We start from the raw sequence: 24,784 nt of genomic DNA on the forward strand, positions 1-24,784 counted from the left end.
GGGGCCGGCTCGCGCAGCGCCCGTCCGGTTCGCGCACGACGCCGCGCCACGGGCCGATCCCGGGGCGGGTCGCGCTCGGCGCGGACCGTTCGTTGCCGGCCGGTGAACGCTGCATGAACGCCTTTGGAATGGCCTCGCCGGGGCGCTTTGGCGATAGTTCCGCCGCGATCCCAACAATCGACGGAGACAACCATGGCACCAGCCTTCCCGCGTGCGCGCCTCGCGCGCGCCGCCTTCCTCTCGTGCTCGCTGCTCGTCGCGCTGGGCGCGGCCGCGCAGGAGCGCACGGTCAAGATCTACGGCTTCGGCGCCAAGAGCGGCGTGGTCCGGATCTTCGGCCTCAACAGCGAAGCGGCGATGAAGGCCGCCGCCGACCAGATCAACAAGGCCGGCGGCCTGACGCTGGCCGACGGCGCCAAGGCCCGGCTGGCGGTCGAGTACCTCGACGACCGCTGCAGCGCGGAGGAGGGCATCAACGCGCTGCGCCGCATCGCCTCGCAGCCCGACGCGATCGTCGCCATCGGCCCGACCTGCAGCAACGTCGCCGAGCCGGTGTTCGGCATCCTGCAGAAGAAGGTCGGCGACGCCGGCGACACCGGGCTGCAGTTCCCCCTCTACACCGACGTCGCCGCCAAGGGCGGCCTCGCGTCGATCTCGCAATGGGCGTTCCGCAACGTGCCCAGCGAAGCGGCGATGTACCGCAGCATGTTCGACTGGCTCAAGACCACGCAGCCCGGCGTGAAGACCTTCTGGGGCGGCGTCGAAAAGGACTTCGCCCACAGCAACGCGACCTACAACACGATCAGGGACGTCGCGGCCAAGGCCGGCTTCGAGGTGCAGGGCCAGAGCGAGTGGCTGCTCGCCGACACCACGTTCTCGACCCAGGTGCGCGAGATGCGGCGGGCCAACGCCGACATCGTGGCGATCTCGGCGCATCCGTTCACGACCTGCGGCGTGCTCAAGGAGATGCAGCGCCAGGGCGTCAAGCCCAAGGTGCTGGTCGGCCTGACCAGCTCGTCGAGCATGGAGACGCTGCAGGGCTGCGCCGCGCAGGCCGAGGGCATCCTGATCCCGACCAGCTTCGCGCCGGTGACGCCGGAGGCGAAGAAGGCCGCCGACGCGCTGCAGGCCGTCGGCGGCAACATGGACCTGCACAACGCCGCCGCCTGGGAGAACGTCTACACGCTGAAGGACCTGATCGAGAAGAAGGGGATCGTCGGCAAGCCCGAGACGGTGCAGGCCGACCGGGTGAAGATGCGCGAGGCGCTCGCCGCCCTGAAGCAGACGCAGGGCCTGCTCGGCCCGGTCGGCCGCGGCGACGACCGCGAGGCCGTCAAGCCCTTCCTGTTCGTGCAGGCCAAGGGCGGCCAGTGGACGGTCGCGCACCGTCCCGCCAGCCAGTGAGCGGCCGGCCATGTCGCTGCTCGACCTGCAGGATCTGGTCCAGTCGGTCGTCGACGGGATCATGTTCGGCACCACCTACGCGCTGATCGGCATCGGCTTCACGCTGATCTTCGGCGTGATGCACAAGATCAACCTGTCCTACGCCGCGGCCTCCGTCGGCGCGGCCTACCTGAGCCTGATCGTCGTCAACGCGGTGCCGGCGCCGCTGGTCTACCTGACGTCGGCCCTGGCCGGCGGCCTGCTGGGGGCGCTGGTCTACGTCGTGTGCTTCCGCTTCCTGCCGCTGGACAAGCCGCTCGCGACGCTGATGTCGACGGTGGGCATGCTGCTGCTGCTGGAGGAGGCGATCGTCCACGCGACCGCCGGCATGCCGCAGAACTACCCGACCGCCTTCACCGGCGCCAACCTCGACATCGGGCCGTTCACGATCCGCGGCGACCTGCTGGCCGTGTTCGCGCTCGGCTGCGCGGCGATGGTCGGCCTCAAGCTGCTGCTCGAGCGCACCCGGCTGGGCCTGGCCACGCGCGCCGTGGCGCAGCAGCCGGTCGCGGCGCGGCTGTGCGGCATGGGCGTCGACCGCACCAACGCCAGCACCTTCGTGATCGCCGGCTTCCTCGGCGGCACCGCCGGCGCCATGACCGGCGCGGCGATCGGCGTGCTGTCGCCGCTGCTGGCGCTGCCGCTGACGGTCAAGGGCCTGGTGGTGACGGTGATCGGCGGGCTCGGCAGCATCCCGGGCGCGATCGTCGCCGGGCTGATCGTCGGCGGCGTCGAGAACCTGTTCCAGTTCTGGCGCGGCGTGAGCGAACGCGACATCTACGTGATGCTGATGCTGTTCGCGTTCCTGGTGTTCCGTCCGGGCGGGCTGTTCGCCGCGCCGGGCGGGCGCGATTGAGTCGGGAGGACGGACGATGGACTTCTATCTCGGTCTGGCGCAGGTGATCGGCGTGCACACGCTGCTGGGCCTGTCGGCCTGGTGCGTGCTCCACACGGGCCAGGTCAGCCTGGCGCAGGGCGGTTTCTTCGCCATCGGCGCCTACGCCGCCGGCTGCCTGACGACGATGTTCGGCTGGCCGCTGGTGCCGGCGCTGGCCGTCGCGGCGCTCGTGGCGGCGGTCGTGGCGCTCGGCGTGGGCGTCCCGGCGCTGCGCGTCAAGGGGCTGATGCTGGTGGTCGCGACGACGGCCTTCGCGGAGATCGTGCGCCTGGTGTTCTTCAACCTGAAGTGGCGCGTCGAGACGGCCGCCGGCACGGTCGGCCCGGACGGCGGGCTCGGCTTCGGCGGCATCCGCTACTTCCAGGCCAACGGCTGGTCGGCCTGGCAGGTGCTGGCGCTGATCTGGAGCACGGTCGCGCTGGTGATGCTGCTGCTGGCCTGGCTCGACCGCTCGCGCATCGGCACGCTGTGGCGCGCGGTGGGCGAGGACGAGCTGGCGGCGCAGAGCGCGGGCATCGACCTGACCGTGGCCAAGGTCTCGGCCTTCGGCATCGGCGGCGCGATCGCGGGGCTGGCCGGCGGGCTCTTCGCCCACTACACGACGCACATCGAGCACGGCAACTTCACCATCCTGCTGGCCACCTTCGCGATCGCCTACCCGATCCTCGGCGGGCTCGCGAGCCTGGCCGGCACGCTGCTCGCGGTGATCTTCATCCAGGGCTTCATGGTCGAGGGCCTGCGCTTCCTCGGCGACTGGCGCAGCCTGCTGTTCGGCGCGCTGATCGTGGGGGTGATGCTGGTGCGCCCGGGCGGCGTGATCGGGCGCGCCCTGCCGTGGCCCGGCCGGCGCTCGCGCAAGCCCGACGCCTTCGAGGGAGCGACCCGCCATGCCTGAGATGCTCGAACTGCGCGACATGAGCCGCCACTTCGGCGGCGTCAAGGCGGTCGACGGGCTCGACCTGGACGTCCGCCAGGGCGAGATCCTGGGCCTGATCGGGCCCAACGGCTCGGGCAAGAGCACCACCGTCAACCTGATCGCCGGGCTCTACCGGCCGACCCGCGGCGAGATCCGCTTCCTCGGCGAGGACATCGGCGATCGTGCGACGCACGAGCGCGCCGAGCGCGGCATCGCGCGCACGTTCCAGAACATCCGGCTGTTCGGCCACCTGAGCGTGTGGCAGAACCTCTGGGCCGCGCAGGTGGTGCGCGAGCGCGGCTGGGCCGGCTTCCGCCGGCGCTGGCTGGCCGGCGCCGGCGCGGCGCGCGAGGAGGCCGAGCGGCTGCTGGCCTTCAGCGGCCTGGCCGACAAGCGCGACATGCTGGCCGCCAACCTGGCGTTCGGCGAGCAGCGCCGGCTCGAGCTGGCGCGCGCGGCGGCCTCGGGCGCCTCGCTGCTGCTGCTCGACGAGCCGGCCGCCGGCATGAACGCCCAGGAGATCGGCGAGCTCGACGAGCGCATCCGCGCCCTGCGCGACCAGGGCCGCACGATCCTGCTGATCGAGCACCACATGGAGCTGGTGATGGGCGTGTGCGACCGCATCGCGGTGCTGAACTTCGGCCGCAAGATCGCCGAGGGCACGCCCGCGCAGGTGCAGGACGACCCCCAGGTGCGCGCCGCCTACCTGGGCGCCGACGAGGCCGCGGCGGGCTAGGAGACACGACGATGCTTGAAATCGAGGACCTGGCGACCGCCTACGGCAAGATCGACGCGCTCAAGGGCGTGTCGCTGTCGGCCCGGGGCGGCGAGGTGACCTGCCTGCTCGGCCCCAACGGCGCCGGCAAGACGACGCTGATGATGACCCTGGCGGGCATCCTGCGGCCCCAGCGCGGCTCGATCCGCTTCGAGGGCGAGGAGATCGTCGGTCGGACGCCGGCCGAGATCGTCGCGCGCGGCCTGGCCCTGGTGCCGGAGAACCGGCTGGTCTTCCCCGCGCTCAGCGTGCGCGAGAACCTGCTGGCCGGCGCCTTCCGCCGGCGCGACCGCGCCGCCATCCGCGACGACGTCGAACGCATGCTCGACCGCTTCCCGCGCCTGCGCGAGCGCATCGGCCAGCTCGCCGGCACGCTGTCGGGCGGCGAGCAGCAGATGCTCGCGGTGGCCCGGGCCCTGATGTCGCGGCCGCGCATGCTGCTGATGGACGAGCCGTCGGTGGGGCTCGCGCCGCTCGTGGTCGCGGAGATCTTCGCCATCGTCCGGCAGCTGCACGCCGAGGGCACCAGCATCTTCCTGGTCGAGCAGAACGCCCACATGGCGCTGAAGGTGGCGCAGCACTTCTACCTGATCGAGCAGGGGCGCATCGGCTTCTCGGGCACGCCCGGCCAGCTGGCCGAGGACGACGTGATCCAGCGCGCCTACCTCGGCCGCCGCCGCGCCGCCTGAGGTCCCGCGTGATGGGCCGGGTCATCGATCTCCTGCAGACCACGCTCGACGGCCTGCTCGACGGCGCCTCGTACGCGCTGGTCGGGCTCGGCCTGACCCTGACCTTCGGCACGCTGCGCCGGCTCAACCTCGCGCACGGCGCCGTCGCGATGATCGCCGCCTACGCCGGGGCCTGGCTGCACGGGCGCGGCGCGGTGCCGGCCTGGGGCGTCGCGCTGGCCGTGGTGGGCGTGGCGGTGGTCGCCGGTCTGTACGTGGAATGGCTGTGCTTCGCGCCGGCGGCCGACGGCGCGGCGCTCGCGCGCGGCGGCGCGCCGGTGGCCGGGGCGGACGCCCGCGAGGTGGTCGCGCTGGCCTCGAGCTTCGCGGTCTGGATGCAGCTCGAGCAGCTCGGCGTCCACCTGCTGCCGCGCCACCTCAACGCGTTCCCGTCGCTCGCGGCCGAGACCGAGTGGGCGCTCGGTCCGTTCGCCCTGCGGCCCGACCGGCTCGCGCTGGCGCTGCTGGCCGTGGTGCTGACGGCCGGCCTGGCGACGTGGCTGGCACGCACGCGCGGCGGCCTGGCCTGGCGCGCCGCGGCCGACCAACGCGTCGCCGCCGGGCTGGTGGGCATCGGCGTGCCGGGCGTGCAGCGGATGGCGTTCGCGGTCGCGGGCGCCCTGGCCGGCGTCGCGGCCTTCGCCGTCCTCGCCGTGCAGGGGCAGGTCACGCCGATGTTCGGCATGTGGGTGCTGACCAAGGGGCTGGTCGCGGCGCTGCTCGGCGGGCTCGGCTCGGTGCGCGGGGTGCTCGGGGGCGGGCTGGCGCTCGGCGTCGTCGAGGCGCACGCGCAGGGCCTGGCCGGCGCGCTCGGCCGCGAGTTCGCGACCTGGGCGCTGCTGTTCGCGGTGCTGCTGGTGCCCCGGCGGCGCGGCGGCGCGGGGAGGGCGCATGGGGCCTGAGCACGCCCACGCGATCGGCCTGGCGACCGACATGGCGGTCATGTCGCTGCTGGCGCTGTCGGCCTACCTGCTGCTGCTGGCCGGGCGCATCTCGTTCGGCCAGCAGGCCTACTTCGGCCTCGGCGCCTACGCCTCCGCGCTGGCGACGACCTGGGCGCAGTGGCCGCTGGCGGCGGCGCTGGCGGGCGCGGGCCTGGTCGGCGCGGCGGCCGCCTTCGCGCTGGCGCTGCCGACCTCGCGGCTGTCGGGCCTGCACCACGCGGTCGCGACGCTGGCCTTCGCCGAGATGCTGCGCATCGCGCTGCAGGGCTGGCACTGGCGATGGACCGGGGCCGACGGCGCGCCGGCCGGGCCGAACGGGATCGACGGCTTCCGCGACATCCGCTGGCTGCTGGAGAACGACGTCTCCGACGCGGCGTTCCTCGGACTCGCGGCCGGCGTGCTGGGCGCCGTCCTGCTGGCGCTGGCGCTGCTGTGGCGCTGCCGCGCCGCCCTCGCGCTGCGCGCCGTCGGCCAGGACGACACCCTCGCCGCCGCGCAGGGCACGCCGGTGCGGCGCGTGCGGCTGGCCGCGGCCACCGTGGCCGGCGCGGTGGCGGCGCTGGGCGGCGCGCTCTACGCGCACCGCACGACCTACATCGAACCCGCCCTGTTCGACCCGATGCTGGGCGTCCACGCGGTGGGCTACGCGCTCATCGGCGGCCTCGGCACGGTCTTCGGGCCCTTGCTGGGCGTGGCCTTCGACCTCGGGCTGCTCGACGCCACGCGCGTCTTCGCCGGCTGGCGGATGGTCGTCTTCGGCGGCTTGGTGGCCCTGTTCCTGCGCTGGCGCCCGCGCGGGCTGCTCGACGAGGCGACGCTCGATCGCCTGGCCTCGTTCCTCGGGCGCCGGCGCGCGCCGCCGATCGCCCCCTCCCTGGAGACCGTCCGATGACCCCGTCCGTTTCCCGCCGCCTGCTCGCCCTGGCGGCCGCTGCCGCGCCCGTCCTGGCCGCCGCGGCGCCGCCCCGCCCGGTGGTGGACCTGCAGTGCGTGTCGCTCGGCGGCGCCGGGCATCGGCTCGAATGCACCGTGCGCCTGGCGCGGCCGGACGGCCGCCCGCTGGCCGATGCCGGCGTGACCCTCTCGGCCACGATGCCCTCGATGCCGATGGCGCACCGCGTCCGGCCCGCCGTCGCCGCGGCCACCGGCGCGCCGGGCGAGTACCGCGGGCGCATCGAGCTGGAGATGGCCGGTGCCTGGGCGGTCGAGGTCGACGTCGCCGGCCCGGTGCGCGAGCGCGTGGCCCGCACGCTGCGCATCGAGGCCTGCGACGGCGATCGCCGCTGCCCGGCCGAACCCGTGTCACCCACCCGACCCGCCGCCGCGGCGGCATCCCACCCGCACTGAAACCCAGGAGACACCCCTCATGACCACGCCCACCCACGACCTGCTCGACGGCCGCACCGTCGTCGTCACCGGCGCCGCCACCGGCATCGGCCAGGCCTTCGCCGTCGGCTGCGCCGCGCAGGGCGCCAACGTCGTCGTCGCCGACATGAACGCGGCCGACGAGACCGTCGCCCTGGTCGAGCGGGCCGGCGGCCGCGCGCTCGCGGTGCGCGTCGACGTCGCCGACGACGCCTCGACCCGGGCCATGGCGCAGGCCGCGCTCGATCGCTTCGGCCGCATCGACGGCCTGGTCAACAACGCCGCGTACTTCCGCGAGGTGAAGCTGACGCCGTTCGAGGAACTCGACCCGGCGATCTGGGACCGCATCTTCGCGGTCAACGTCAAGGGCGTGTGGCAGTGCTGCAAGGCGGTGATGCCGGCGATGCGCGAGCGCGGCGGCGGCTCGATCGTCAACATCGCCTCGGTCGTCGCGGTCGCCGGCCAGCCGGGCTACCTGCACTACGTCGCCACCAAGGGCGCGGTGCTGTCGATGACCAAGGGACTGGCCAAGGAATGCGGCGCCAGCGGCGTGCGCGTCAACGTCATCGCGCCGGGCTTCGTGATCACCGGCGCCACCCAGGACCGGCCGGTGGAGTGGCAGCAGAGCTTCCTGAAGGCGCGCGCCATCTCGCGCGAGCAGCGGCCCGACGACCTGGTCGGCACCGCGCTGTACCTGCTGTCCGACCTGGCCGGCTTCGTCTCCGGCCAGACCATCGTCGTCGACGGCGGCCACATCATGTACTGACCGGCGGCCACCGTGGACGACCTCTTCCTGCACCACTACGCGTTCTCGACCTTCTCCGAGAAGGTGCGCCTCGCGCTCGGCCTCAAGGGCCTGGCGTACCGCTCGGTCGACATCCCCGGGCTGCCGCCGCGGCCGCTGCTCGAACCCCTGACCGGCGGCTACCGGCGCGTGCCGGTGCTGCAGGTGGGCGCCGACGTCTACTGCGACACCAACGTCATCCTGCCGGCGCTGGAGCGGCTGTTCCCGGCGCCCGCGCATCCGGGCCTGTACCCGGACGGCAGCGAGGGCGTGGCGCGCGGGCTGGCCTTCGCCTGGGAGCGTGCGATGTGGATCCCGTCGATCGCCGTGCTCACGCACTTCATCGGCGACCAGATCCCGGCCGACTTCCTGAAGGACCGCAAGGAGGGCTACCTCTACGTGGACATCGGCCGCGAGGCGATGGCGCCCGAGCTGCCGCGCCATCGGCAGCACGTGACGGCGCAGTACGCCTGGCTGAAGGCGGCGCTGGCCGACGGGCGCCGCTTCGTCCTCGGCGAGCGGCCCGGCGCGCTCGACCTGGCCTGCTACCAGACGAGCCGCCTGCTGCGCGGGAACTGCCCGCGCGAGGCGGTCGACGCCATGCTCGGCTTCGACGGTTCGCTGCCGGCCTGGTACGACCGCGTCGCCGCGCTCGGCCACGGCCGGCCGGCGCCGGCGACGCCGGAGGAGGCCTTCGCGGCGGCGCGCGACGCCGCCCCGGTGCCGGTGACGCACCTGCGCCCCGACGGCGACCCCGGCGGCCTGCGGGCGGGCGCCGGGGTGGTCGTGACACCGGACGACAACGCGCGCGTGCCGGTCGCCGGCACGCTGGTGGCGGCGAGCGACAGCGAGGTCGTGATCCACCGCCGCGACCCGGCGGCGGGCGACCTGCACCTGCATTTCCCGCGGCTCGGCTTCGACGTGCTGCCGGCCTGAGACGACCCGGAAGAACGGAGACCCCCCATGAGCCTCGAAGCGAACAAACGACTCTGCCGCGACTATTTCACCGCCTTCCTCGCGCGCGACACGCGCTGGATGGCCGCGCACATCGCCCCCGGCTTCGTGCGCCACGACCCGGGCCTGCCCTTCGAGGTGCGCGGGCCGGACGGCGTCGCGAGGCTGCACGACGCGTTGCTGCCGGCGTTCCCGGACATGGCGCTGCCGCTGGAGGACTTCGTCGCCGAGGGCGACAAGGTGCTGGTGCGGCTGCGCGTGAAGGGCACGCACACCGGCGCCTTCGGCGACCTGGCGCCCACCGGCCGCGCCATCGACATCGCCGTGCTCGACCTGTTCCAGGTCCGCGACGGCGTCCTCGTCGCGCACTGGGCGCTGCTCGACAACCTCGGGATGCTCAGGCAGCTCGGGGCCCTGCCCGCGTGAAGGGACACGACCGCCATGAAGCTCTTCCTCAACACCACCTCCCCCTATGCGCGGATCGCGCGCATCGCACTGGCCGAGAAGGGCCGTCCGGACGTCGACACCGAGGTCGTCGACCCGTGGGCCGACGCGCCGCGCCTGCTCGACGTCAACCCGGCCGCGCGCGTGCCGGCGCTGGTGGCCGACAACGGCCGGACGCTGACCGAGTCGCTGCTGATCGTGCTCTGGCTGGAGCACCGGTGGCCGTCGCCCTCGCTGCTGGGCGCGGACGCGACCGCGGTGGTCGCGCGCGCCGGTCTCGCGATCGGCGTGATCGACGCGGCGGTGCACACGCTCATCGGCCGCAAGATCACCGACGCGTCGTTCGACACCGCGCCGGTCGGCCTGCGCCGCCGGCGCACCATGGCCGAGGGCATGGCGCGCCTGGAGGGCGATCCACCGGCCTTCGCCGACGGCACGCCGACCATCGACGCCATCGCGGCGGTCGTCGCGCTCGACTACCTCGACTTCCGCTTCCCGCAGGCGCCGTGGCTGCCGCCGCTGCCGGCGCTGCGCGCGCTGGCCGGGCGGCTGGGCGAGCGGCCGTCGTTCGCTGACAGCCGGCCGCGCGCCTGACGCGGCGAGGACCAACGCCATGCGGCTCTACCACAGCACCACCTCGCCCTATGCGCGGATCGCCCGCATCGCCTTGGCCGAGAAGGGCCTCGCCGACGTCGAGGGCGCGCTCACCGACCCGTGGAACGACGACCCCGGCCTGCTGGCCGCCAACCCGAGCGCGCGCGTGCCCGCCCTGGTGCTCGACAGCGGCCTGCCGCTGACCGAGAGCCTGCTGATCGTGCTGTGGCTGGAGACGCAGCGGCCCGCGCCCTCGCTGCTGGGCGCCGAGCCCGGGCGCGCGATCTCCACGGCCGGCATCGCCATGGGCGCGATCGACGCCGCCGCCGCGATCGTCATCGGCCGCCGTTCCGACGCCGGCTTCGACGAGGCGCCGGTCGGCCTGCGCCGGCGGCGCTCGATGATCGGGGCGCTCGAACGGCTCGAGGTCGATCCGCCCCGGCTCGCCGATGGCGCCGCCGACCTCGGCGCCATCGCCGCGGTCGTGCTGGTCGACTACGTCCGCTTCCGCTTCGCCGGCGCGCCCTGGCTGCCGGCGCTGCCCGCGCTCGACGCCCTGGCCGCGCGGTCCCGCGCCCGCGCATCGTTCGCCGGCACGCTGCCGCGCGAGATGCCCAGGCCCTGACCCCGCCACCCCCACGCACGAGGAGAAGCCACGCCATGTCCGAAACGATCGAAGTCATCGCGCCGTTCGACGGCGCGCCGGTGGGACGGGTCGCCGCCTCCGGGGCGGACGACGTCGAGCGCGCGCTCGCCACCGCCCACGCGCTGCATCGCGATCGCCGCCAGTGGCTGTCGAAGCCGCGGCGCATCGCCATCCTCGGCCGCGCCGCCGAGCTGATCGCCCAGCGGCGCGAGGCGCTCGCGCGCCAGGCCGCGCACGAGGGCGGCAAGCCCTACCGCGATTCGCTGGTCGAGGTCGATCGCGGCGTCGACGGCATCCGCAGCTGCATCGAGGTGCTGCGCACCGACGCCGGCCACGTGATCCCGATGGACCTCAACGCCACTTCGGCGGGGCGCGTCGCCTTCACGCAGTACGAGCCGATCGGCGTGGTGGTGGGCATCAGCGCCTTCAACCACCCGTTCAACCTGGTGGTGCACCAGGTGGCGCCGGCGGTGGCGGTCGGCGCGCCGGTGATCGTCAAGCCGGCGGCGGCGACGCCGCTGAGCTGCAAGGCGGTGATCGACATCTTCCACGAGGCCGGCCTGCCGCCGGGCTGGGCGCAGATGGTGCTGCCCCGCGACCACGAACTCGCCTCGCGCCTGGCGGCCGACGCGCGCGTGGGTTTCCTGAGCTTCATCGGCTCGGCGGCGGTGGGCTGGTCGCTGCGCGCGAGGCTCGCGCCGGGCGCGCGCTGCGCGCTGGAGCACGGCGGCGTGGCGCCGGTGATCGTCGCGCGCGACGCCGACCTCGACATGGCGCTGCCGCGCCTGGCGCGCGGCGCGTTCTGGTATGCCGGCCAGGCCTGCGTGGGCGTGCAGCGGGTGTTCGCGCACCGCGACGTCGCGCACGACGTCGCCGAGGGCCTCGCGCGCCTGGGCGACCGCATGGCGATCGGCGACCCGCTGCGCCCCGAGACCGAGGTCGGGCCGCTGATCCGCCACGCCGAGGTCGACCGGGTCGGCCGCTGGGTCGACGCCGCGGTCGAGGGCGGCGCCCGGCGGGTCTCGGGCGGGCGGCGGATCTCGGCGAGCTGCTACGAGAACACGGTGCTGCTGGAGCCGCCGCTGGACGCCGACGTGACGCGCAAGGAGGTCTTCGGCCCGGTCGTCTGCGTCTACGGCTGGGACGATCTCGACGATGCCATCGCGCTGGCCAACGATCTGCCCTACGCGTTCCAGGCGGCGGTCTTCACGCGCGCCCTCGACACCGCCATGCACTGCTACCGCCACCTCGACGGCAGCGCGGTGATGGTCAACGAGAACACCCTGTTCCGGGTCGACTGGATGCCCTTCGCCGGCGCCCGCGCCTCCGGCCACGGGGTGGGCGGCATTCCCCACACCATGCGCGAGATGCAGACCGAGAAGATGATGGTGTGGCGCTCCGACGCGCTGGCCTGAGTCCGGCTCAGGCCGCCGGCGGGGCCGGGGCCGCGTCGGCGCAGGCGGTCATGTGCATGACCAGCGAGCGCAATGGCGACGGGTCGGCCGGCTCGGCGCGCAGGCACAGCCACATGCGGCGCTCGGCCCAGGGCTCGGCCAGCGGCATCACGCGCAGGTTCATGGCCGCGGCGAAGCTGCGCGCCGCGTGCAGCGGCAGCACGCCGACGCCCAGCCGCGCCTCGACGGCGCGGCACACCGCCTCGAAGCTGCGCACCTGCACGCGCAGCGCCATCGGCCGCATCAGGCTCGCCGCCTTGGCCTCCAGCAGGCGAGTCAGCGTGCTGCCGCCTTCGAGGCCCACCAGGTCGCGCTCGAGCAAGTCGTCGAAGGACAGCCCGTCCGCGCCGGCGTCGTCGTCGTCGCGCACGATCGCGGCGAGCCGGTCGCAGCGGTAGGGCCGCACCCACAGGCCGCTCAGGTCCGGGCCGTCGACGCACACGCCGAGGTCGATCTCGCCGCCGCGCACGCGGCGCACCGCGTCCTCGCTCCAGCATTCCTCCAGCACGATGCGCACGTCGTCGTGGCCGTGCTGGAACGCCGCGATGTCGCCGGGCAGGAACTGCGTCATCGCCGAGGTGTTGCCGTGGACGCGCAGCACGGCCTGCCGGCCGCGCGCGTAGTTGCCCATCTCGGCGCGCAGGTGATGCACGCTGGCCATCACCTCGCGCGCGAGCTTCAGCAGGCGCTCGCCGGCCGGCGTCAGGTCGAGGCCGCGCGAATGGCGCTCGAACAGCTGGGCCTTGAACTGGTGCTCCAGCAGCGAGAGCCGCCGGCTGGCGGCGGGCACGGTGATCAGGCTGGCCTCGGCGGCCCGCGTGAGGTTGCGCATTTCCGCGGCGCGCACGAAGAGGGCGAGGGAATCGATGTCCGGCAGCATGGCCGCGATTCTCCACGGCCGCGCCGGAACGCTCCGGACGGCGCCGCGCCGTCGCGCGGTCCGCGGTCGCGCACACGACAGGCCTCCCGCGCCGGGACGGCGCGGCGGCGCTACTTGCGGTCGAACCAGACGGTCTGCGCGTTCATGAACTCGTGGACGCCGAAGTGCGACAGCTCGCGGCCGTAGCCGCTCTTCTTGACGCCGCCGATGGGCACGCGCGGATCGGAGGCCGAGAAGCCGTTGACGAACATGCCGCCGGTCTCCACCCGGCGCGCTAGCGCGCGCGCCAGGTCCTTGTCGCGCGTCCACAGCGCGCCGCTGAGCCCGAACTCGCTGTCGTTGGCCAGTTCGATCGCGTGCTCGACGTCGTCCGCGACGATCAGCGAGGCCGCCGGCCCGAAGGTCTCCTGGTCGAAGGTCGCCATGCCCGGCACGACGTCGCCCAGCACGGTCGGCGGGTAGAAGTTGCCTCGCCCCTCGGCCTTGGCGCCGCCGAGCAGCACCTTGGCGCCGGCGTCGACGCTGCGCCGGACCTGGGCGTCGAGCTCGTCGCGCAGGTCGGCCCGCGCCATCGGGCCGACGTAGGTCTCCTCGCTCCCCGGGTCGCCGGTGCGCAGGGCCTTCACCGCCTCGACGAAGCGTTCGGTGAATTCCGCCGCGATGGGCGCCTCCAGGATGATGCGCTTGGCGGCGATGCAGATCTGGCCGCTGTTCTGGAAGCGGCCGACGACGGCGGCCTTGACGGCGGCGTCGAGGTCGGCGTCGGCCAGCACGATGAAGGGGTCGGAGCCGCCGAGCTCGAGCACGGTCTTCTTCAATGCCGCGCCGGCCTGCGCCGCGATGGCCGCCCCGGCCCGCACGCTGCCGGTCACGGCGACGGCGGCGATGCACCGGTCGGCGATGGCCCGGGAGACGCCGTCGTTGGTGACGTTGACGACGCTGAAGGCGCCCTCGGGCAGGCCGGCGTCGCGCCAGGCGTCGCGCGTCAGGTAGGCGCAGCCCATGACGTTGGGCGCGTGCTTGAGGACGTAGGCGTTGCCGCCCAGCAGGATCGGCACGGCGCCGCGCAGGCTCTGCCAGTAGGGGAAGTTCCACGGCATCACGGCCAGCACCGGACCGAGCGGCAGGTAGGAGACGTAGGCGTCGTCGCCGATCGGGGTCGGGCTGTCGGCCAGCAGGGGGCCGCCGTGGGTCGCGTACCAGTCGCACAGGACGGCGCACTTCTCGACCTCGGCGCGCGCCTGCACGATCGGCTTGCCCATCTCGCGGCTGGCCATGCGGGCGAGCTTCTCGATGTCGCGGCGCAGGACCTGCGCCATGCGCCCGATCGTCGCGAGCCGCGTCGCCACCGGCGTGGCGGCCCAGGCGCGGAAGCCCGCCGTCGCGTCGTCGAGCGAGCGATCGAGCATCTCGGCGGATTCGTAGGGGTAGCGGGCGAAGACCTCGCCGGTCGACGGATCGGTCGACACGGCGGCATCGGCCATGAAGTCGGAGGGCGTGGTCATGGGAACGACTCGGGTGGGAGGGTCGGGGATGGGTGGGCGCCGATTCTGGCAAACGCGGCGCCGTCCGAGCGTCGAATCTCGACAACGCAGCGTTGTCCAAATTCTGATGGCCCGCCCCGGAACGGCTGCAGAGAATCCGACCCGCCAACCAGAACCACGGAGACCGACGCATGCTTTCCATCCTCAGGGCCGGGGCTCTCGGCCTGGGCCTTCTCGCCGCGCTGTCCGCGTCCGCCCAGCAGAAACCCGCCGAGCTCAAGATCGCCATGACGACCTTCCTGTCGGGACCGGCGGCCGTCTTCGGCGTGCCCGGCAAGGCGGCCGCGGAGATCGCCATCGAGGAGATCAACGCCGCCGGCGGCATCGCGGGCGTGAAGATCAAGCCGATCATCCTCGACGAGGGCGTGGGCGGCGACAAGCTGTTGTCGGAGTACCGCCGCGTGGTGCAGGAGGAGGGCGTCCGGGTCTCGCTGGCGTCGATCTCCAGCGGCAACTGCAACGCGCTCGCGCCGGTGGCCGAGGACCTGAAGGTGCTCAACGTGATGTGGGACTGCGGCACCGAGAAGCTGCTGGAGAACCGGCGCTTCAAGTACGTCGTGCGCAGCCAGGGCAACGCGACCTCGGAGATGGTGGCCTCGGTGCTGCAGCTGCTCAAGGTCCGGCCCGACTTCAAGACCATCGCCGTCATCAACCAGGACTACGCCTGGGGTCGCGACTCGTGGGACATCTTCGACGGCACGCTCAAGGCCATGAAGCCCGACGTCAAGGTGGTCGCCGAGCTGTTCCCGAAGTTCGGCGCCACCGACTTCAGCTCCGAGATCAGCCGGCTGCAGGCGCTCGCCCCGGACGTCATCCTCTCGACCTCCTGGGGCGGCGAGCTCGACACGCTGATCCGGCAGGCGGCGCAGCGCGGCCTGCTCAAGAGCTCGACCTGGATCATGCCGCTGGCCGAGAGCTCGCTCGAGCGCGTGGGCAAGGTGGTGCCCGACGGCGTCATCGTCGGCATGCGCGGCGACCACTACTTCCTGCACCCGGAAGCCAAGGACGAGGCCCGCCACAAGGCCTTCGTCGAGAAGTACCGCGCCAGGACCAACCAGTACCCGATCTACCCGGCCTACCACGCGGTGGCGGCGATCCAGTCGGTGGTAGACGGCTACAACGCCGCCATGAAGGCCAACGGCGGCGCCTGGCCGTCGACCGAGCAGGTGGCCGAGGCCATGCACAAACTGACCTTCAAGGGCCTGACCCGCCCCGTCACACTGCGCGAGGACGGCCAGGGCCTGGAGGATCAGATGCTGGGCGTGACGAAGACGACGCCGGCGTATCCGTTCCCGGTCATCCAGAACCTGACGATCTATCCCGGCGCGCTGGTGACCAACCCGGTGGGCACGAAGTCGCCGGAGTGGGTGAAGACGTTGAAGCCCGACATGGTGAAGGACGCCCGGATCAGGTCGTTCTGAGGCGGCGCGGCGCGCCACGGCTTCTCCTTCCTCCCTCCCCCCATGAATTCCACGCTCCTGCTGCTCGGCCTGCTCGACGGCATCACCCAGGCGGCCGTGCTGTTCCTGGTGGCGCTGGGCATGACGCTGATCTTCGGCGTGATGCGCATCCTCAACGTCGCGCACGGCAGCCTCTACGCCTTCGGCGGCTACGCGGCGGCCAGCGTCGGCGCCCATCTGACGGCCGGCACCGAGTCGCTGGCGGTGGCGCTGCTGGCCCTGGTCGCCGGCGCCGTCGCGATGGGCCTGCTGCTGGGCGCCGTCATCGAGTTCGCGCTGGTGCGCCGCATCCTGGACATGGACCCGGCCATGCAATTGCTCGCGACCTTCGCCGTGTTCCTGATCCTGGAGGACGCGCAGCGCCTGATCTGGGGCGCGAGCCCGGTCTCCGTGACCACCGCCGTCGACCTCATGGGCACCGTCAGGGTCGGTGCGGTCACCTACAACGCCTACCAGCTGCTGATGTTGCCGGCCGTCGCCGTCGCGGTCTACGTCGCGCTGACCTGGTCGCTCGGCCGCACCCGCTTCGGGCGCCAGGTGCTGGCGGTGACGCACAGCCGCGAGGTCTCGATGGCGATGGGCATCAACGCCCGGCGCATCGGCTTCCTGACCTTCTGCCTGGGCGCCGTGCTGGGCACCCTGGGCGGCGCGCTGGCCTCGCCGACGACCTCGCTGGTGCCGGGCATCGGCGGCGACATGATGGTGCTGTCCTTCGCCGTGGTGGCGGTCGCCGGCCTGGGACAGATCACCGGCACGGCGGTGGCGGCGGTGCTGATCGGCCTGACGCGCGCCTTCGCGGTCTACCTGTGGCCCGAGGTCGAGGTGCTGGTGCCCTACCTGATCATGGTGCTGGTCCTGCTGTGGCGGCCCGAGGGCCTGTTCGCGGTCGCGCAGGCGCGGAGGGTGTGATGGTCACGCGCTGGACTCCCTGGGCGATCGCCCTGTGCGCGCTGGCCGCCGGGCTGGCCTTCCCGTGGCTGAAGACGCCGCTGATCATCGCGCTGTCCTACGGCTTCGCCGCGCTGGGCGTGTCGATCCTGATCCGCGCCGGGCAGGTCTCGTTCGGCCACGCCGGCTTCACCTGCCTGGCGGGCTACGCGGCCGTCGCGCTGACGCGCCGCTGGCCCGCGACCGACGCGCTGGTGCTGCTGGCCGCCGGCGCCGGCGCCGGCCTCGTCAGCGGTTTCCTGGTCGGGCTGTTCGTGGCGCGCTACCGCGCCATCTTCTTCGGCATGCTGAACCTGGCGCTGTCGATGGTGCTGTTCTCGGTGCTGGGCAAGTTCTACGACCTCACCGGCGGCACCGACGGCCTGCGGCTGGAGCGCCCGCCGCTGGCCGGGCAGGTGCTCGAGCGCGCGCCGTTCGAGACCGCGCTGCTGGTCGTCGCGGTGGTGCTGGTGGTGGCGTGCTGCGGGGCGATCCGGCGCTTCTACGCCGCGCCCATGGGCCAGGCGCTGGTCGCCATCAAGACCAACGAGGTGCGGCTCGAATACCTCGGCCTGTCGGCGCGCCGGGTGTTCCTGACCGGCTACGTGATCTCGGCGACGCTGTGCGGCTTCTCGGGCGCCATGTTCGCCCTGATCCAGGGGCTGGTGACGCCGGAGATGGGCTACTGGGTGCGCTCGGGCGAGTACGTCTTCATCGCCATCCTGGGCGGCTCGGCGCAGCCCGTGGGGGCGTTCCTCGGCGCCATCGCGTTCGAGTTCCTGAAGCTGTTCGCCTCGGCCGTGCTGACCGGCACCTGGCAGCTGGTGATCGGCGTCGTCCTGCTGGTCCTCATCTTCGCCGCCCCCTCCGGGCTGTCGGCGCTGCTCGCGCGCCTCGACGCCCGCCCCCGCAAGGCCTGACATCCCATGACATCCCTGCTCCAGGTCCGCGGCCTGACGCTCTCCTTCGGCGCCGTCGTCGTCGCGGCCGGCTACGACTTCGATCTGCGCGCCGACGAGCGGCTGGCCGTGATCGGCGCCAACGGCGCCGGCAAGACGACCTTCATCAACATGGTCACCGGCTACGTCAAGCCCGCCGGCGGCACCATCGCCTTCGACGGCCACGACATCACGCGGCTCGACCCCCGGCGCATCGTGCGGCTGGGCGTCGGGCGCTCGTTCCAGCTGCCGCAGCTGTTCCTGGAGCACACGGTGCGCGAGAGCATCGAGCTGGCGGTCGCCGCGCGCGAACGGCGGCTGGCGCTGTGGCGGCGGCTGTCGGACTGCGTCTCGCGCGAGGAGATCGACCACGTGCTGCAGGTCGTCGGCCTGGCCGCGCGCGCCGAAGACCGCTGCGCCAGCCTGCCGGAGGGCCATCGCAAGCTGCTCGACATCGCCATGGCGCTGGTGCTGCGGCCCAAGCTGCTGATCATGGACGAGCCCACCAGCGGCGTGGCCGCCGACGAGAAGCATCCGCTGATGGCCACCATCATGAACGCGCTGGCCGAGCGCCGCGTGACGTCGATCTTCGTCGAGCACGACGTCGACATCGTGCGGCGCTACGCGACCCGCGTGGCGGCGTGGATCTCGGGGCGCATCGCGGCCGACGGGCCGCCCGAGGTCGTCATGGCCGACCCCGAGGTGCGCTCCGTCGTGCTCGGTCACTGAACGAGGCGATCGATGCTCCAGCTCGACGACGTCTCCGTCCGCATCGCCGGCATCCCGGTGCTGCGCAACCTCTCGGTCGAACTCGAATCGGCCGCCACCTATGCCGTGGTGGGGCGCAACGGCGCGGGCAAGACCACGCTGCTGCGCACGATCATGGGCTTCGTCGCGCCGCACGCCGGCACCCTGCGGCTGGCGGGCGACGACCTGTCGGCCCGGGCGCCCTACGACCGGCCGGCCCTGGGCGTCGGCTACGCGCCGGAGGACCGCGTCATGTTCCCGACCCTGACCGTGCTGGCCAACCTCCGATTGCCGTGCGAGGCGCTGGGCATGGCCGAGATCGACATCGACCGCCGCGTGCGCGAGGCCGTCGAGGCGGTGCCTCAGATCGAGGAGATGCTGCCGCGCTCGGCGGCGGCGCTGTCCGGCGGCCAGGGGAAGATGGCCGCGCTGGCGCGCGCGCTCATGACCGGCACACGGCTGCTGATGGTCGACGAGCCCTTCCAGGGTCTGGCGCCCGCGCTGGCGCGCCAGTACGCCGAGTCGCTCAGCCGCCTGTTCACGCTGCGTCCCGAGCTGTGCGTGGTCATCACCGAATCGAACCGCGCGCTGCTCGACCGCGTCGACTGCCGCACCCTGATCCTGGAGCGCGGCGAGCTGATGCGCCAGGACGCCCCGGCCGCCGGGGCGGCGCACCGACATCCACCTCCACATCCACATCCACATCCATACGAAGGAACGACATGGGACAGCTCGAAGGAAAGATCGCCATCGTGACGGGCGGGGCCGCCGGCTTCGGCGAGGGCATCGTGCGCACCTACGTGGCCGAGGGCGCCCGGGTCGTCGTCGCCGATCTCGACGTCGCCAGGGGCGAGGCGCTGGCCGCGGAACTGGGCGAGGCCGCGCGCTTCGTGCGCTGCGACGTGTCCAGCGGACCGGACGTCGACGCCCTGGTGGCGGCCTGCGTCGAGGCCTACGGCACGCCCGGGATCGTCGTCAACAACGCCGGCACGACGCACCGGAACAGCCCGCTGATGGACGTCGACGAGGCGACCTTCGACCGCATGTTCGCCGTCAACGTGAAGTCGATCTTCCACATGACCCGCGCGGTGGTGCCGCTGATGCGGGCGCAGCGCAAGGGCGTGATGCTCAACGTCGGCTCGACCGCCGGCATCCGTCCGCGCCCGGGACTCACCTGGTACAACGGCAGCAAGGGCGCAGTCAACCTGCTGTCGAAGTCGCTCGCCGTCGAGCTCGGCCCGGACAACATCCGCGTCAACGCGATCTGCCCGGTGATGGGCGAGACCGGCCTGCTGGAGAAATTCATGGGCATGCCCGACACGCCGGAGAACCGCGCCCGGTTCATCGCCACCATCCCGCTGGGCCGCCTGTGCCGGGCCTCGGACGTCGCGGCGGTAGCGCTGTTCCTGGCCTCCGACGGCGCCGAATTCCTGACCGGCATGGAAGTGCCGGTCGACGGCGGCCGGACGGTCTGACGCGGGCGCCACCACTATGAAGCGCCGCACCCTCGCCCTGGGCCTGGCCGTCCTGGCCGGCGCGCTGTCGGCCGCGTCGGCCACGGCCCAGGGCGCCTACCCGTCGCGCCCGGTCACGCTGGTCGTGCCGCAGGCCGCCGGCGGCACCAACGACATCGTCGGCCGGCTGGTCGGCCAGAAGCTGGGCGAGGTGATGAACGCCGCCGTGGTGGTCGACAACCGGCCCGGCGCCGGCGGCAACATCGGCACGCAGCTGGTGGCCCGGGCGCCTCGGGACGGCCACACGCTGCTGATGACCATCAGCAGCAGCCAGGCCATCAATCCGGCGCTCTACAAGAATCCGGGCTTCGACCCGGTGCGCGACTTCCGCCCGGTCGGCCTGATCGGCACGGTGCCTAACGTGCTGCTGGTCAACCCGGCCTTCCCGGCGAGGACCCTGGTCGAGTTCCTGGCGGCGGCCCGGGCCCCTGGCGCGAACTACCCTTATGCCTCGGCCGGCAACGGCACGCTCAACCACCTGCTCGGCGAGATGCTCGACGACATGGCCGGCATCCGCCTGCGGCACGTGCCCTACAAGGGCGTGGCGCCGGCCCTCAACGACGTGCTGGGCGGCCAGCTGCCGATCGTCTTCGCCAGCCTGCCCTCGGCATTGCCCCACGTCCGCAGCGGCAAGCTGCGCGCGCTGGCGGTGAGCGGCGCCGGACGTTCGCCCGCGCTGCCCGACGTGCCGGCCATCGCCGAGGCGGTGCCGGGCTACGACGGCACGCTGTGGATCGGCCTGTTCGCGCCGGCCGGCCTGCCGGCGGCCGTGCAGGCGACGCTGGAGGACGCCACGCGCGACGCGCTCGCCGCGCCCGACCTGCGCGAGAAGCTGGTGCAGCAGGGCGTCGAGATCGCCGCGCCGACCACGCCCGGGCAGTTCGCGGCGCTGCTGCGCAGCGACATCGCGAAGTGGGCGCGCATCGTCGCGGCCTCCGGCGCGTCGGTGGACTGAGGCCCATGATCGAGGCGGCGCCCGAACGCCGCGTTCCCGAACCGATTGCTTCCCGCTGGAGAGTGTGCCCATGACAAGACCCCTGGACGGCATCACCGTCATCTCGCTCGAACACGCCATCGCGGCGCCGTTCTGCACCCGCCAGCTCGCCGACCTCGGCGCGCGCGTCATCAAGGTCGAGCGCCCCGGCGCCGGCGACTTCGCGCGCGCCTACGACCAGCGCGTGGAGGGCGAGGCCTCGCACTTCGTCTGGGTCAACCGGTCGAAGGAGAGCCTCACGCTCGACCTCAAGCAGCCGGCCGCGCGCGACGTGCTGCGGGAGCTGATCGCCGGCGCCGACGTGCTGGTGCAGAACCTCGCGCCCGGCGCCGCCGCGCGCATGGGACTGGGATGGGAGGCGCTGCAGGCCGCGCACCCGGCGCTGGTGGTCTGCGACATCTCGGGCTACGGCGAGGACGGCCCGTACCGCGACAAGAAGGCCTACGACCTGCTCATCCAGAGCGAGGCCGGTTTCCTGTCGGTCACCGGCACGCCCGAGGAGCCCTGCAAGTCCGGCAACTCGATCGCCGACATCGCCGCGGGCATGTACGCCTACACCGGCGTGCTGGCGGCGCTGCTGCAGCGCGGCCGGACCGGGCGCGGCTCGCACGTGGACGTGTCGATGCTGGAGTCGCTCGCCGAATGGATGGGCTTCCCGATGTACTACGCCTACCAAGGCGCGACCCCGCCGCCGCGCAGCGCCGCCTCGCACGCGACGATCTATCCCTACGGGCCGTTCGCGGCCGGCGACGGCGGCACGGTGATGCTGGGGCTGCAGAACGAGCGCGAGTGGCGCGTGTTCTGCGAGCGGGTGCTGCTGCGCCCGGAGCTCTGCGCCGATCCGCGCTTCGACGCCAACGCGCGGCGCAACGAGCACCGCGAGGCCCTGAAGGCCATCATCCTCGCGACCTTCGCCGCGCTCACCAGCGCGCAGGTGCTCGAGCGGCTGGACGCCGCCCAGATCGCCAACGCGCGCATGAACGACATGGCCGGCCTCTGGGCGCATCCGCAGCTGGCGGCGCGCGAGCGCTGGCGCGAGGTCGAATCGCCGGCGGGGCCCATCGCCGCGCTGCTGCCGCCGGGCCGCCAGAGCGCCTTCGACTACCGCATGGACCCGATCCCCGCGGTGGGCGAGCACACGGAGGCGATCCTGCGCGCGCTCGGTCGCGACGCCGCCGCCATCGACGCCCTGCGCGCGGCGGGAGCGATCTGATGACGACCGAGTCGCTCGCCCGCTTCGCCGCCGGACTGCGCTTCGAGGACATTCCCGAGCCCGTGGTGCGCCGCTGCGAGGACCTGCTGGTCGACTGGTTCGGTTCCGCCGTCGCCGGCCACGGCGCCCGGCCGGTCGAGACCATCGCCGCCTTCGCCCGCGCCATGGGGCCGGCCGACGGCGCGAGCGAGGTGCTGGTCGGGCGCCGCGGCGGCAGCAGCCCGTATTTCGCCGCCATGGTGAACGCCGCCGCCTCGCACGTGGCCGAGCAGGACGACGTGCACAACGGTTCGGTCTTCCATCCGGCCACGGTCGTCTTCCCGGTGGCGCTGGCGTGGGCGCAGGCGCTGGGGGCGAGCGGCCGCCGGCTGCTGACCGCGGCGGTGGCGGGCTACGAGGTCGGCATCCGCGTGGGCGAGTTCCTCGGACGCTCCCACTACCGGGTCTTCCACACCACGGGCACCGCCGGCACCCTGGCCGCGGCCGCCACGGCCGGGCACCTGCTGGGACTGGACGCGGCGCGCATGCGGCACGCCTTCGGTTCGGCCGGCACGCAGGCCGCCGGACTGTGGGAGTTCCTGCGCACCGCGGCCGATTCCAAGCAATTGCACACCGCGCACGCCGCCGCCGCCGGCCTGATGGCCGCGAGCCTGGCGCGCGACGGCTTCACCGGCGCGCAGCGGATCCTCGAAGGCCCGCAGGGCCTGGCGGCGGGCATGTCGAGCGACGCCGACGAGACCCGGCTCGTCGACGGCCTGGGCACGCGCTGGGCGCTGGCCGAGACCTCCTTCAAGTTCCACGCCTCGTGCCGCCACACGCACCCGGCGGCCGACGCCCTGCTGGCCGTGATGCGGGCGCACGACCTGCGCGCCGACGACATCGAGGACGTGTGCACGCACGTGCACCAGGGCGCGATCGACGTGCTCGGGCCGGTGGTCGACCCGGCGACGGTGCACCAGTCGAAGTTCTCGATGGGCACGGTGCTGGCGCTGGTGGCGCGCTTCGGACAGGCGGGGCTCGCCGAGTTCGACGCCCACTTCCGCGACGACGCCACCCGCGCCTTGTGCGACCGGGTGCGCATGGCCCTCGACGCCGAGGTCGACGCCGCCTACCCGCGCCGCTGGATCGGCAAGGTGACCGTGCGCACCCGCGACGGCCGCGTGCTGGAAGGACGGGTCGACGAGCCCAAGGGCGATCCGGGCAACACGCTCGACCGCGACGAGATCACGGCCAAGGCCCTGCGCCTGGCGGCCTTCGGCGGCGGTGCCGGCGCGGCCGAGATGCGCGCCGCCATCGACGCGCTCTGGCGCGTGGCGGGCGCCGAGCGGGTCGGACCGCTGCTGGCGCCGTCGGCGTCCCCGGCGTCCGCGCGAGCGGCGGCATGACCGGCGCGGCCGCCTTTCCGGTCGGCCCTGGAACCACGGCCGCCGGCCCGGTCGCCCTCGGCCGGCCTGGAAGCGGCCCGCGTCGGCGGTCCGCAGCGAGGCGACCGAACCGCCGACCGGCACGGCCGGCGCCGGGTCCGCGGCCCGGCGTGCGAACGGGCGGGTCGTTTCCCCGTCCCCTCTCGCGGGCTCGCTAGGTTCGAGGAGCGCCTCGTCGCGGCATCGTGGAGCCGGCACCGGAACGATCCGGCAGGGTCGGACCGCGATCCGAGGTCCGCGCGATGGACGAGGTCCGGCGTCAGCGGACGCGCTGCGTCGCAAGCGCGTCGAGCAACCACCCCCGGAAGGCCTGCAGCGGGTGGCTGCCGACATCGGACTTGCGATAGCGCAGGAAATGGGTCGGCCGCTCGATCCGGCGGAACGCGGGACCGTCGATCACGACCAGGCGGCCCTGCGCGAGTTCGCTCTCCGCGAAGCGCGTGCTCTCCAGCGCGACGCCCAGCCCGTCCACGGCGGCGGCCAATGCCAGCGAGCCGCGGTCGAACGAGGGGCGGGCGCGGTCGGGCATCTTGGCGCCGTTGAGCTTCCACCAGTCCGACCAGCGCACCGGATTGAGCCGGGAGTCGATCAGCGTGAAGCGCGCGAGATCGGCCGGCCGGTCGACGCGGGCGCCCTCGAGCAGGGCCGGCGCGCACATCGGCAATGTCGACTCGCTGCCCAGCGGCTCGACGACGATGCCCGCGCGCGCCGGCGGCTCGCCATAGGCGATGTCGATGTCGACCTCGCCGATCGCCAGTTCGGACGCCTCGGCGCTGGAGCTCATGCGGATGGTGATGGTCGGATGGGCCTGCATGAACAGCGACAGCCGGGGGCTCAGCCACTTGGCGGCGAAGCTGGGCGCGCAATGCACCGCCAGCTCCAGCCGCTGCGTGGCGGGCCGCAGGGCCGAACAGGCGTCCTCGATGAGGTCGAAGGCGTTCGATAGCTCCTGCAGCAGGCGGCGTCCGTCCTCGGTCGGCTCGACGCGCCGGACGTGCCGGGTGAACAGCGGCCGTTCGAACCACCGCTCCAGCGCGCGCACCTGGTGGCTGATGGCCGAGGGCGTCTGGGCCAGCTCGCCGCCGGCCTGGGCGAAGCCGCCCAGCCGCGCCGCGGCCTCGAAGGCGCGCAAGGCGGAAAAAGAGGGGAGTCGCCGCATGGACCGATGACGTCTTATGGATGAAAAGATTTCACGTAT

Annotated in this window: 26 protein-coding genes; 23 read left to right on the forward strand and 3 right to left on the reverse strand. The window is 73.2% G+C overall.

Annotated elements, in window-relative coordinates:
• The first annotated feature begins 192 nt into the window (after positions 1 to 192).
• From ABID77_RS18090 to ABID77_RS18155, 14 genes are read left to right on the forward strand one after another with little or no spacing between them, the layout of a single operon-like run.
• Entirely contained in the window at positions 193 to 1,404 is a 1,212-nt protein-coding gene (locus ABID77_RS18090; protein ID WP_429598720.1) for an ABC transporter substrate-binding protein, read from the forward strand.
• Positions 1,405 to 1,414: 10 nt separating this feature from the next.
• Positions 1,415 to 2,299 carry a branched-chain amino acid ABC transporter permease gene (locus tag ABID77_RS18095; protein WP_429598722.1) on the forward strand — a complete coding sequence of 295 codons (885 nt, stop codon included), beginning with the start codon at positions 1,415 to 1,417 and terminating at the stop codon, positions 2,297 to 2,299.
• A 16-nt stretch (positions 2,300 to 2,315) separates the two neighbouring features.
• Positions 2,316 to 3,236, forward strand: a complete 921-nt coding sequence (locus tag ABID77_RS18100; RefSeq protein ID WP_429598724.1) for a branched-chain amino acid ABC transporter permease — start codon at positions 2,316 to 2,318, stop codon at positions 3,234 to 3,236.
• Positions 3,229 to 3,993, forward strand: coding sequence for an ABC transporter ATP-binding protein (locus ABID77_RS18105; RefSeq protein WP_429598726.1), 765 nt, complete (start codon positions 3,229 to 3,231; stop codon positions 3,991 to 3,993). The genes ABID77_RS18100 and ABID77_RS18105 overlap by 8 nt, the downstream gene beginning before the upstream one ends.
• An 11-nt stretch (positions 3,994 to 4,004) precedes the next feature.
• Complete coding sequence (locus tag ABID77_RS18110; RefSeq protein WP_429598728.1) at positions 4,005 to 4,721, forward strand: ABC transporter ATP-binding protein; 717 nt, start codon at positions 4,005 to 4,007, stop codon at positions 4,719 to 4,721.
• 11 nt (positions 4,722 to 4,732) lie between these two features.
• The gene (locus tag ABID77_RS18115; protein WP_429598730.1) at positions 4,733 to 5,662 is read left to right on the forward strand and encodes a branched-chain amino acid ABC transporter permease; all 930 of its coding nucleotides are present in this window, start codon (positions 4,733 to 4,735) and stop codon (positions 5,660 to 5,662) included.
• Positions 5,652 to 6,596, forward strand: coding sequence for a branched-chain amino acid ABC transporter permease (locus ABID77_RS18120; protein ID WP_429598732.1), 945 nt, complete (start codon positions 5,652 to 5,654; stop codon positions 6,594 to 6,596). Before ABID77_RS18115 ends, ABID77_RS18120 begins: the two co-directional genes overlap by 11 nt.
• Positions 6,593 to 7,051, forward strand: coding sequence for a FixH family protein (locus tag ABID77_RS18125; RefSeq protein ID WP_429598734.1), 459 nt, complete (start codon positions 6,593 to 6,595; stop codon positions 7,049 to 7,051). Before ABID77_RS18120 ends, ABID77_RS18125 begins: the two co-directional genes overlap by 4 nt.
• A 19-nt stretch (positions 7,052 to 7,070) precedes the next feature.
• On the forward strand, positions 7,071 to 7,835 hold the full coding sequence (locus ABID77_RS18130) for an SDR family NAD(P)-dependent oxidoreductase (RefSeq protein WP_429598736.1): 765 nt from the start codon (positions 7,071 to 7,073) through the stop codon (positions 7,833 to 7,835).
• A gap of 12 nt (positions 7,836 to 7,847) precedes the next feature.
• Positions 7,848 to 8,789 carry a glutathione S-transferase family protein gene (locus ABID77_RS18135; RefSeq protein WP_429598738.1) on the forward strand — a complete coding sequence of 314 codons (942 nt, stop codon included), beginning with the start codon at positions 7,848 to 7,850 and terminating at the stop codon, positions 8,787 to 8,789.
• A gap of 27 nt (positions 8,790 to 8,816) precedes the next feature.
• The gene (locus ABID77_RS18140) at positions 8,817 to 9,233 is read left to right on the forward strand and encodes an ester cyclase (protein WP_429598740.1); all 417 of its coding nucleotides are present in this window, start codon (positions 8,817 to 8,819) and stop codon (positions 9,231 to 9,233) included.
• A 15-nt stretch (positions 9,234 to 9,248) separates the two neighbouring features.
• Positions 9,249 to 9,845, forward strand: coding sequence for a glutathione S-transferase family protein (locus ABID77_RS18145; protein WP_429598742.1), 597 nt, complete (start codon positions 9,249 to 9,251; stop codon positions 9,843 to 9,845).
• Between the two features lie 19 nt (positions 9,846 to 9,864).
• Positions 9,865 to 10,470, forward strand: coding sequence for a glutathione S-transferase N-terminal domain-containing protein (locus ABID77_RS18150; protein WP_429598744.1), 606 nt, complete (start codon positions 9,865 to 9,867; stop codon positions 10,468 to 10,470).
• A 35-nt stretch (positions 10,471 to 10,505) separates the two neighbouring features.
• On the forward strand, positions 10,506 to 11,906 hold the full coding sequence (locus tag ABID77_RS18155; RefSeq protein ID WP_429598746.1) for an aldehyde dehydrogenase family protein: 1,401 nt from the start codon (positions 10,506 to 10,508) through the stop codon (positions 11,904 to 11,906).
• Positions 11,907 to 11,913: 7 nt separating this feature from the next.
• On the opposite strand, the gene ABID77_RS18160 is transcribed toward ABID77_RS18155, so the two are convergent.
• Positions 11,914 to 12,825 carry a LysR family transcriptional regulator gene (locus ABID77_RS18160; protein ID WP_429598748.1) on the reverse strand — a complete coding sequence of 304 codons (912 nt, stop codon included), beginning with the start codon at positions 12,823 to 12,825 and terminating at the stop codon, positions 11,914 to 11,916.
• A 110-nt stretch (positions 12,826 to 12,935) separates the two neighbouring features.
• A complete protein-coding gene (locus ABID77_RS18165; protein ID WP_429598750.1) occupies positions 12,936 to 14,330 on the reverse strand; it encodes an NAD-dependent succinate-semialdehyde dehydrogenase in 1,395 nt (464 codons plus the stop codon).
• A gap of 170 nt (positions 14,331 to 14,500) precedes the next feature.
• Between ABID77_RS18165 and ABID77_RS18170 the strand changes: the two genes are divergently transcribed.
• From ABID77_RS18170 to ABID77_RS18210, 9 genes are all read left to right on the forward strand, one after another.
• Positions 14,501 to 15,790 (forward strand): ABC transporter substrate-binding protein, encoded by a 1,290-nt coding sequence (locus tag ABID77_RS18170; RefSeq protein ID WP_429598752.1) that lies wholly within the window; start codon positions 14,501 to 14,503, stop codon positions 15,788 to 15,790.
• A gap of 42 nt (positions 15,791 to 15,832) precedes the next feature.
• Positions 15,833 to 16,738 (forward strand): branched-chain amino acid ABC transporter permease, encoded by a 906-nt coding sequence (locus ABID77_RS18175; RefSeq protein WP_429598754.1) that lies wholly within the window; start codon positions 15,833 to 15,835, stop codon positions 16,736 to 16,738.
• A complete protein-coding gene (locus ABID77_RS18180) occupies positions 16,738 to 17,676 on the forward strand; it encodes a branched-chain amino acid ABC transporter permease (RefSeq protein ID WP_429598756.1) in 939 nt (312 codons plus the stop codon). Before ABID77_RS18175 ends, ABID77_RS18180 begins: the two co-directional genes overlap by 1 nt.
• Positions 17,677 to 17,682: 6 nt before the next feature.
• Entirely contained in the window at positions 17,683 to 18,423 is a 741-nt protein-coding gene (locus ABID77_RS18185; protein WP_429598758.1) for an ABC transporter ATP-binding protein, read from the forward strand.
• Between the two features lie 12 nt (positions 18,424 to 18,435).
• Positions 18,436 to 19,197, forward strand: a complete 762-nt coding sequence (locus ABID77_RS18190; RefSeq protein WP_429598760.1) for an ATP-binding cassette domain-containing protein — start codon at positions 18,436 to 18,438, stop codon at positions 19,195 to 19,197.
• A complete protein-coding gene (locus tag ABID77_RS18195; RefSeq protein ID WP_429598762.1) occupies positions 19,164 to 19,916 on the forward strand; it encodes an SDR family oxidoreductase in 753 nt (250 codons plus the stop codon). The genes ABID77_RS18190 and ABID77_RS18195 overlap by 34 nt, the downstream gene beginning before the upstream one ends.
• 16 nt (positions 19,917 to 19,932) lie before the next feature.
• Positions 19,933 to 20,910 (forward strand): tripartite tricarboxylate transporter substrate binding protein, encoded by a 978-nt coding sequence (locus tag ABID77_RS18200; RefSeq protein WP_429598764.1) that lies wholly within the window; start codon positions 19,933 to 19,935, stop codon positions 20,908 to 20,910.
• Between the two features lie 70 nt (positions 20,911 to 20,980).
• Entirely contained in the window at positions 20,981 to 22,162 is a 1,182-nt protein-coding gene (locus tag ABID77_RS18205) for a CaiB/BaiF CoA transferase family protein (protein ID WP_429598766.1), read from the forward strand.
• A complete protein-coding gene (locus ABID77_RS18210; RefSeq protein WP_429598768.1) occupies positions 22,162 to 23,547 on the forward strand; it encodes an MmgE/PrpD family protein in 1,386 nt (461 codons plus the stop codon). The genes ABID77_RS18205 and ABID77_RS18210 overlap by 1 nt, the downstream gene beginning before the upstream one ends.
• A gap of 298 nt (positions 23,548 to 23,845) precedes the next feature.
• Here ABID77_RS18210 and ABID77_RS18215 read toward each other — a convergent pair whose 3' ends face one another.
• Positions 23,846 to 24,745 carry a LysR substrate-binding domain-containing protein gene (locus ABID77_RS18215; protein ID WP_429598770.1) on the reverse strand — a complete coding sequence of 300 codons (900 nt, stop codon included), beginning with the start codon at positions 24,743 to 24,745 and terminating at the stop codon, positions 23,846 to 23,848.
• Positions 24,746 to 24,784: the final 39 nt, after the last annotated feature.

The sequence above is a fragment of the Variovorax sp. PvP013 genome, assembly GCF_050435945.1.
GTDB lineage: Bacteria > Pseudomonadota > Gammaproteobacteria > Burkholderiales > Burkholderiaceae_C > Variovorax.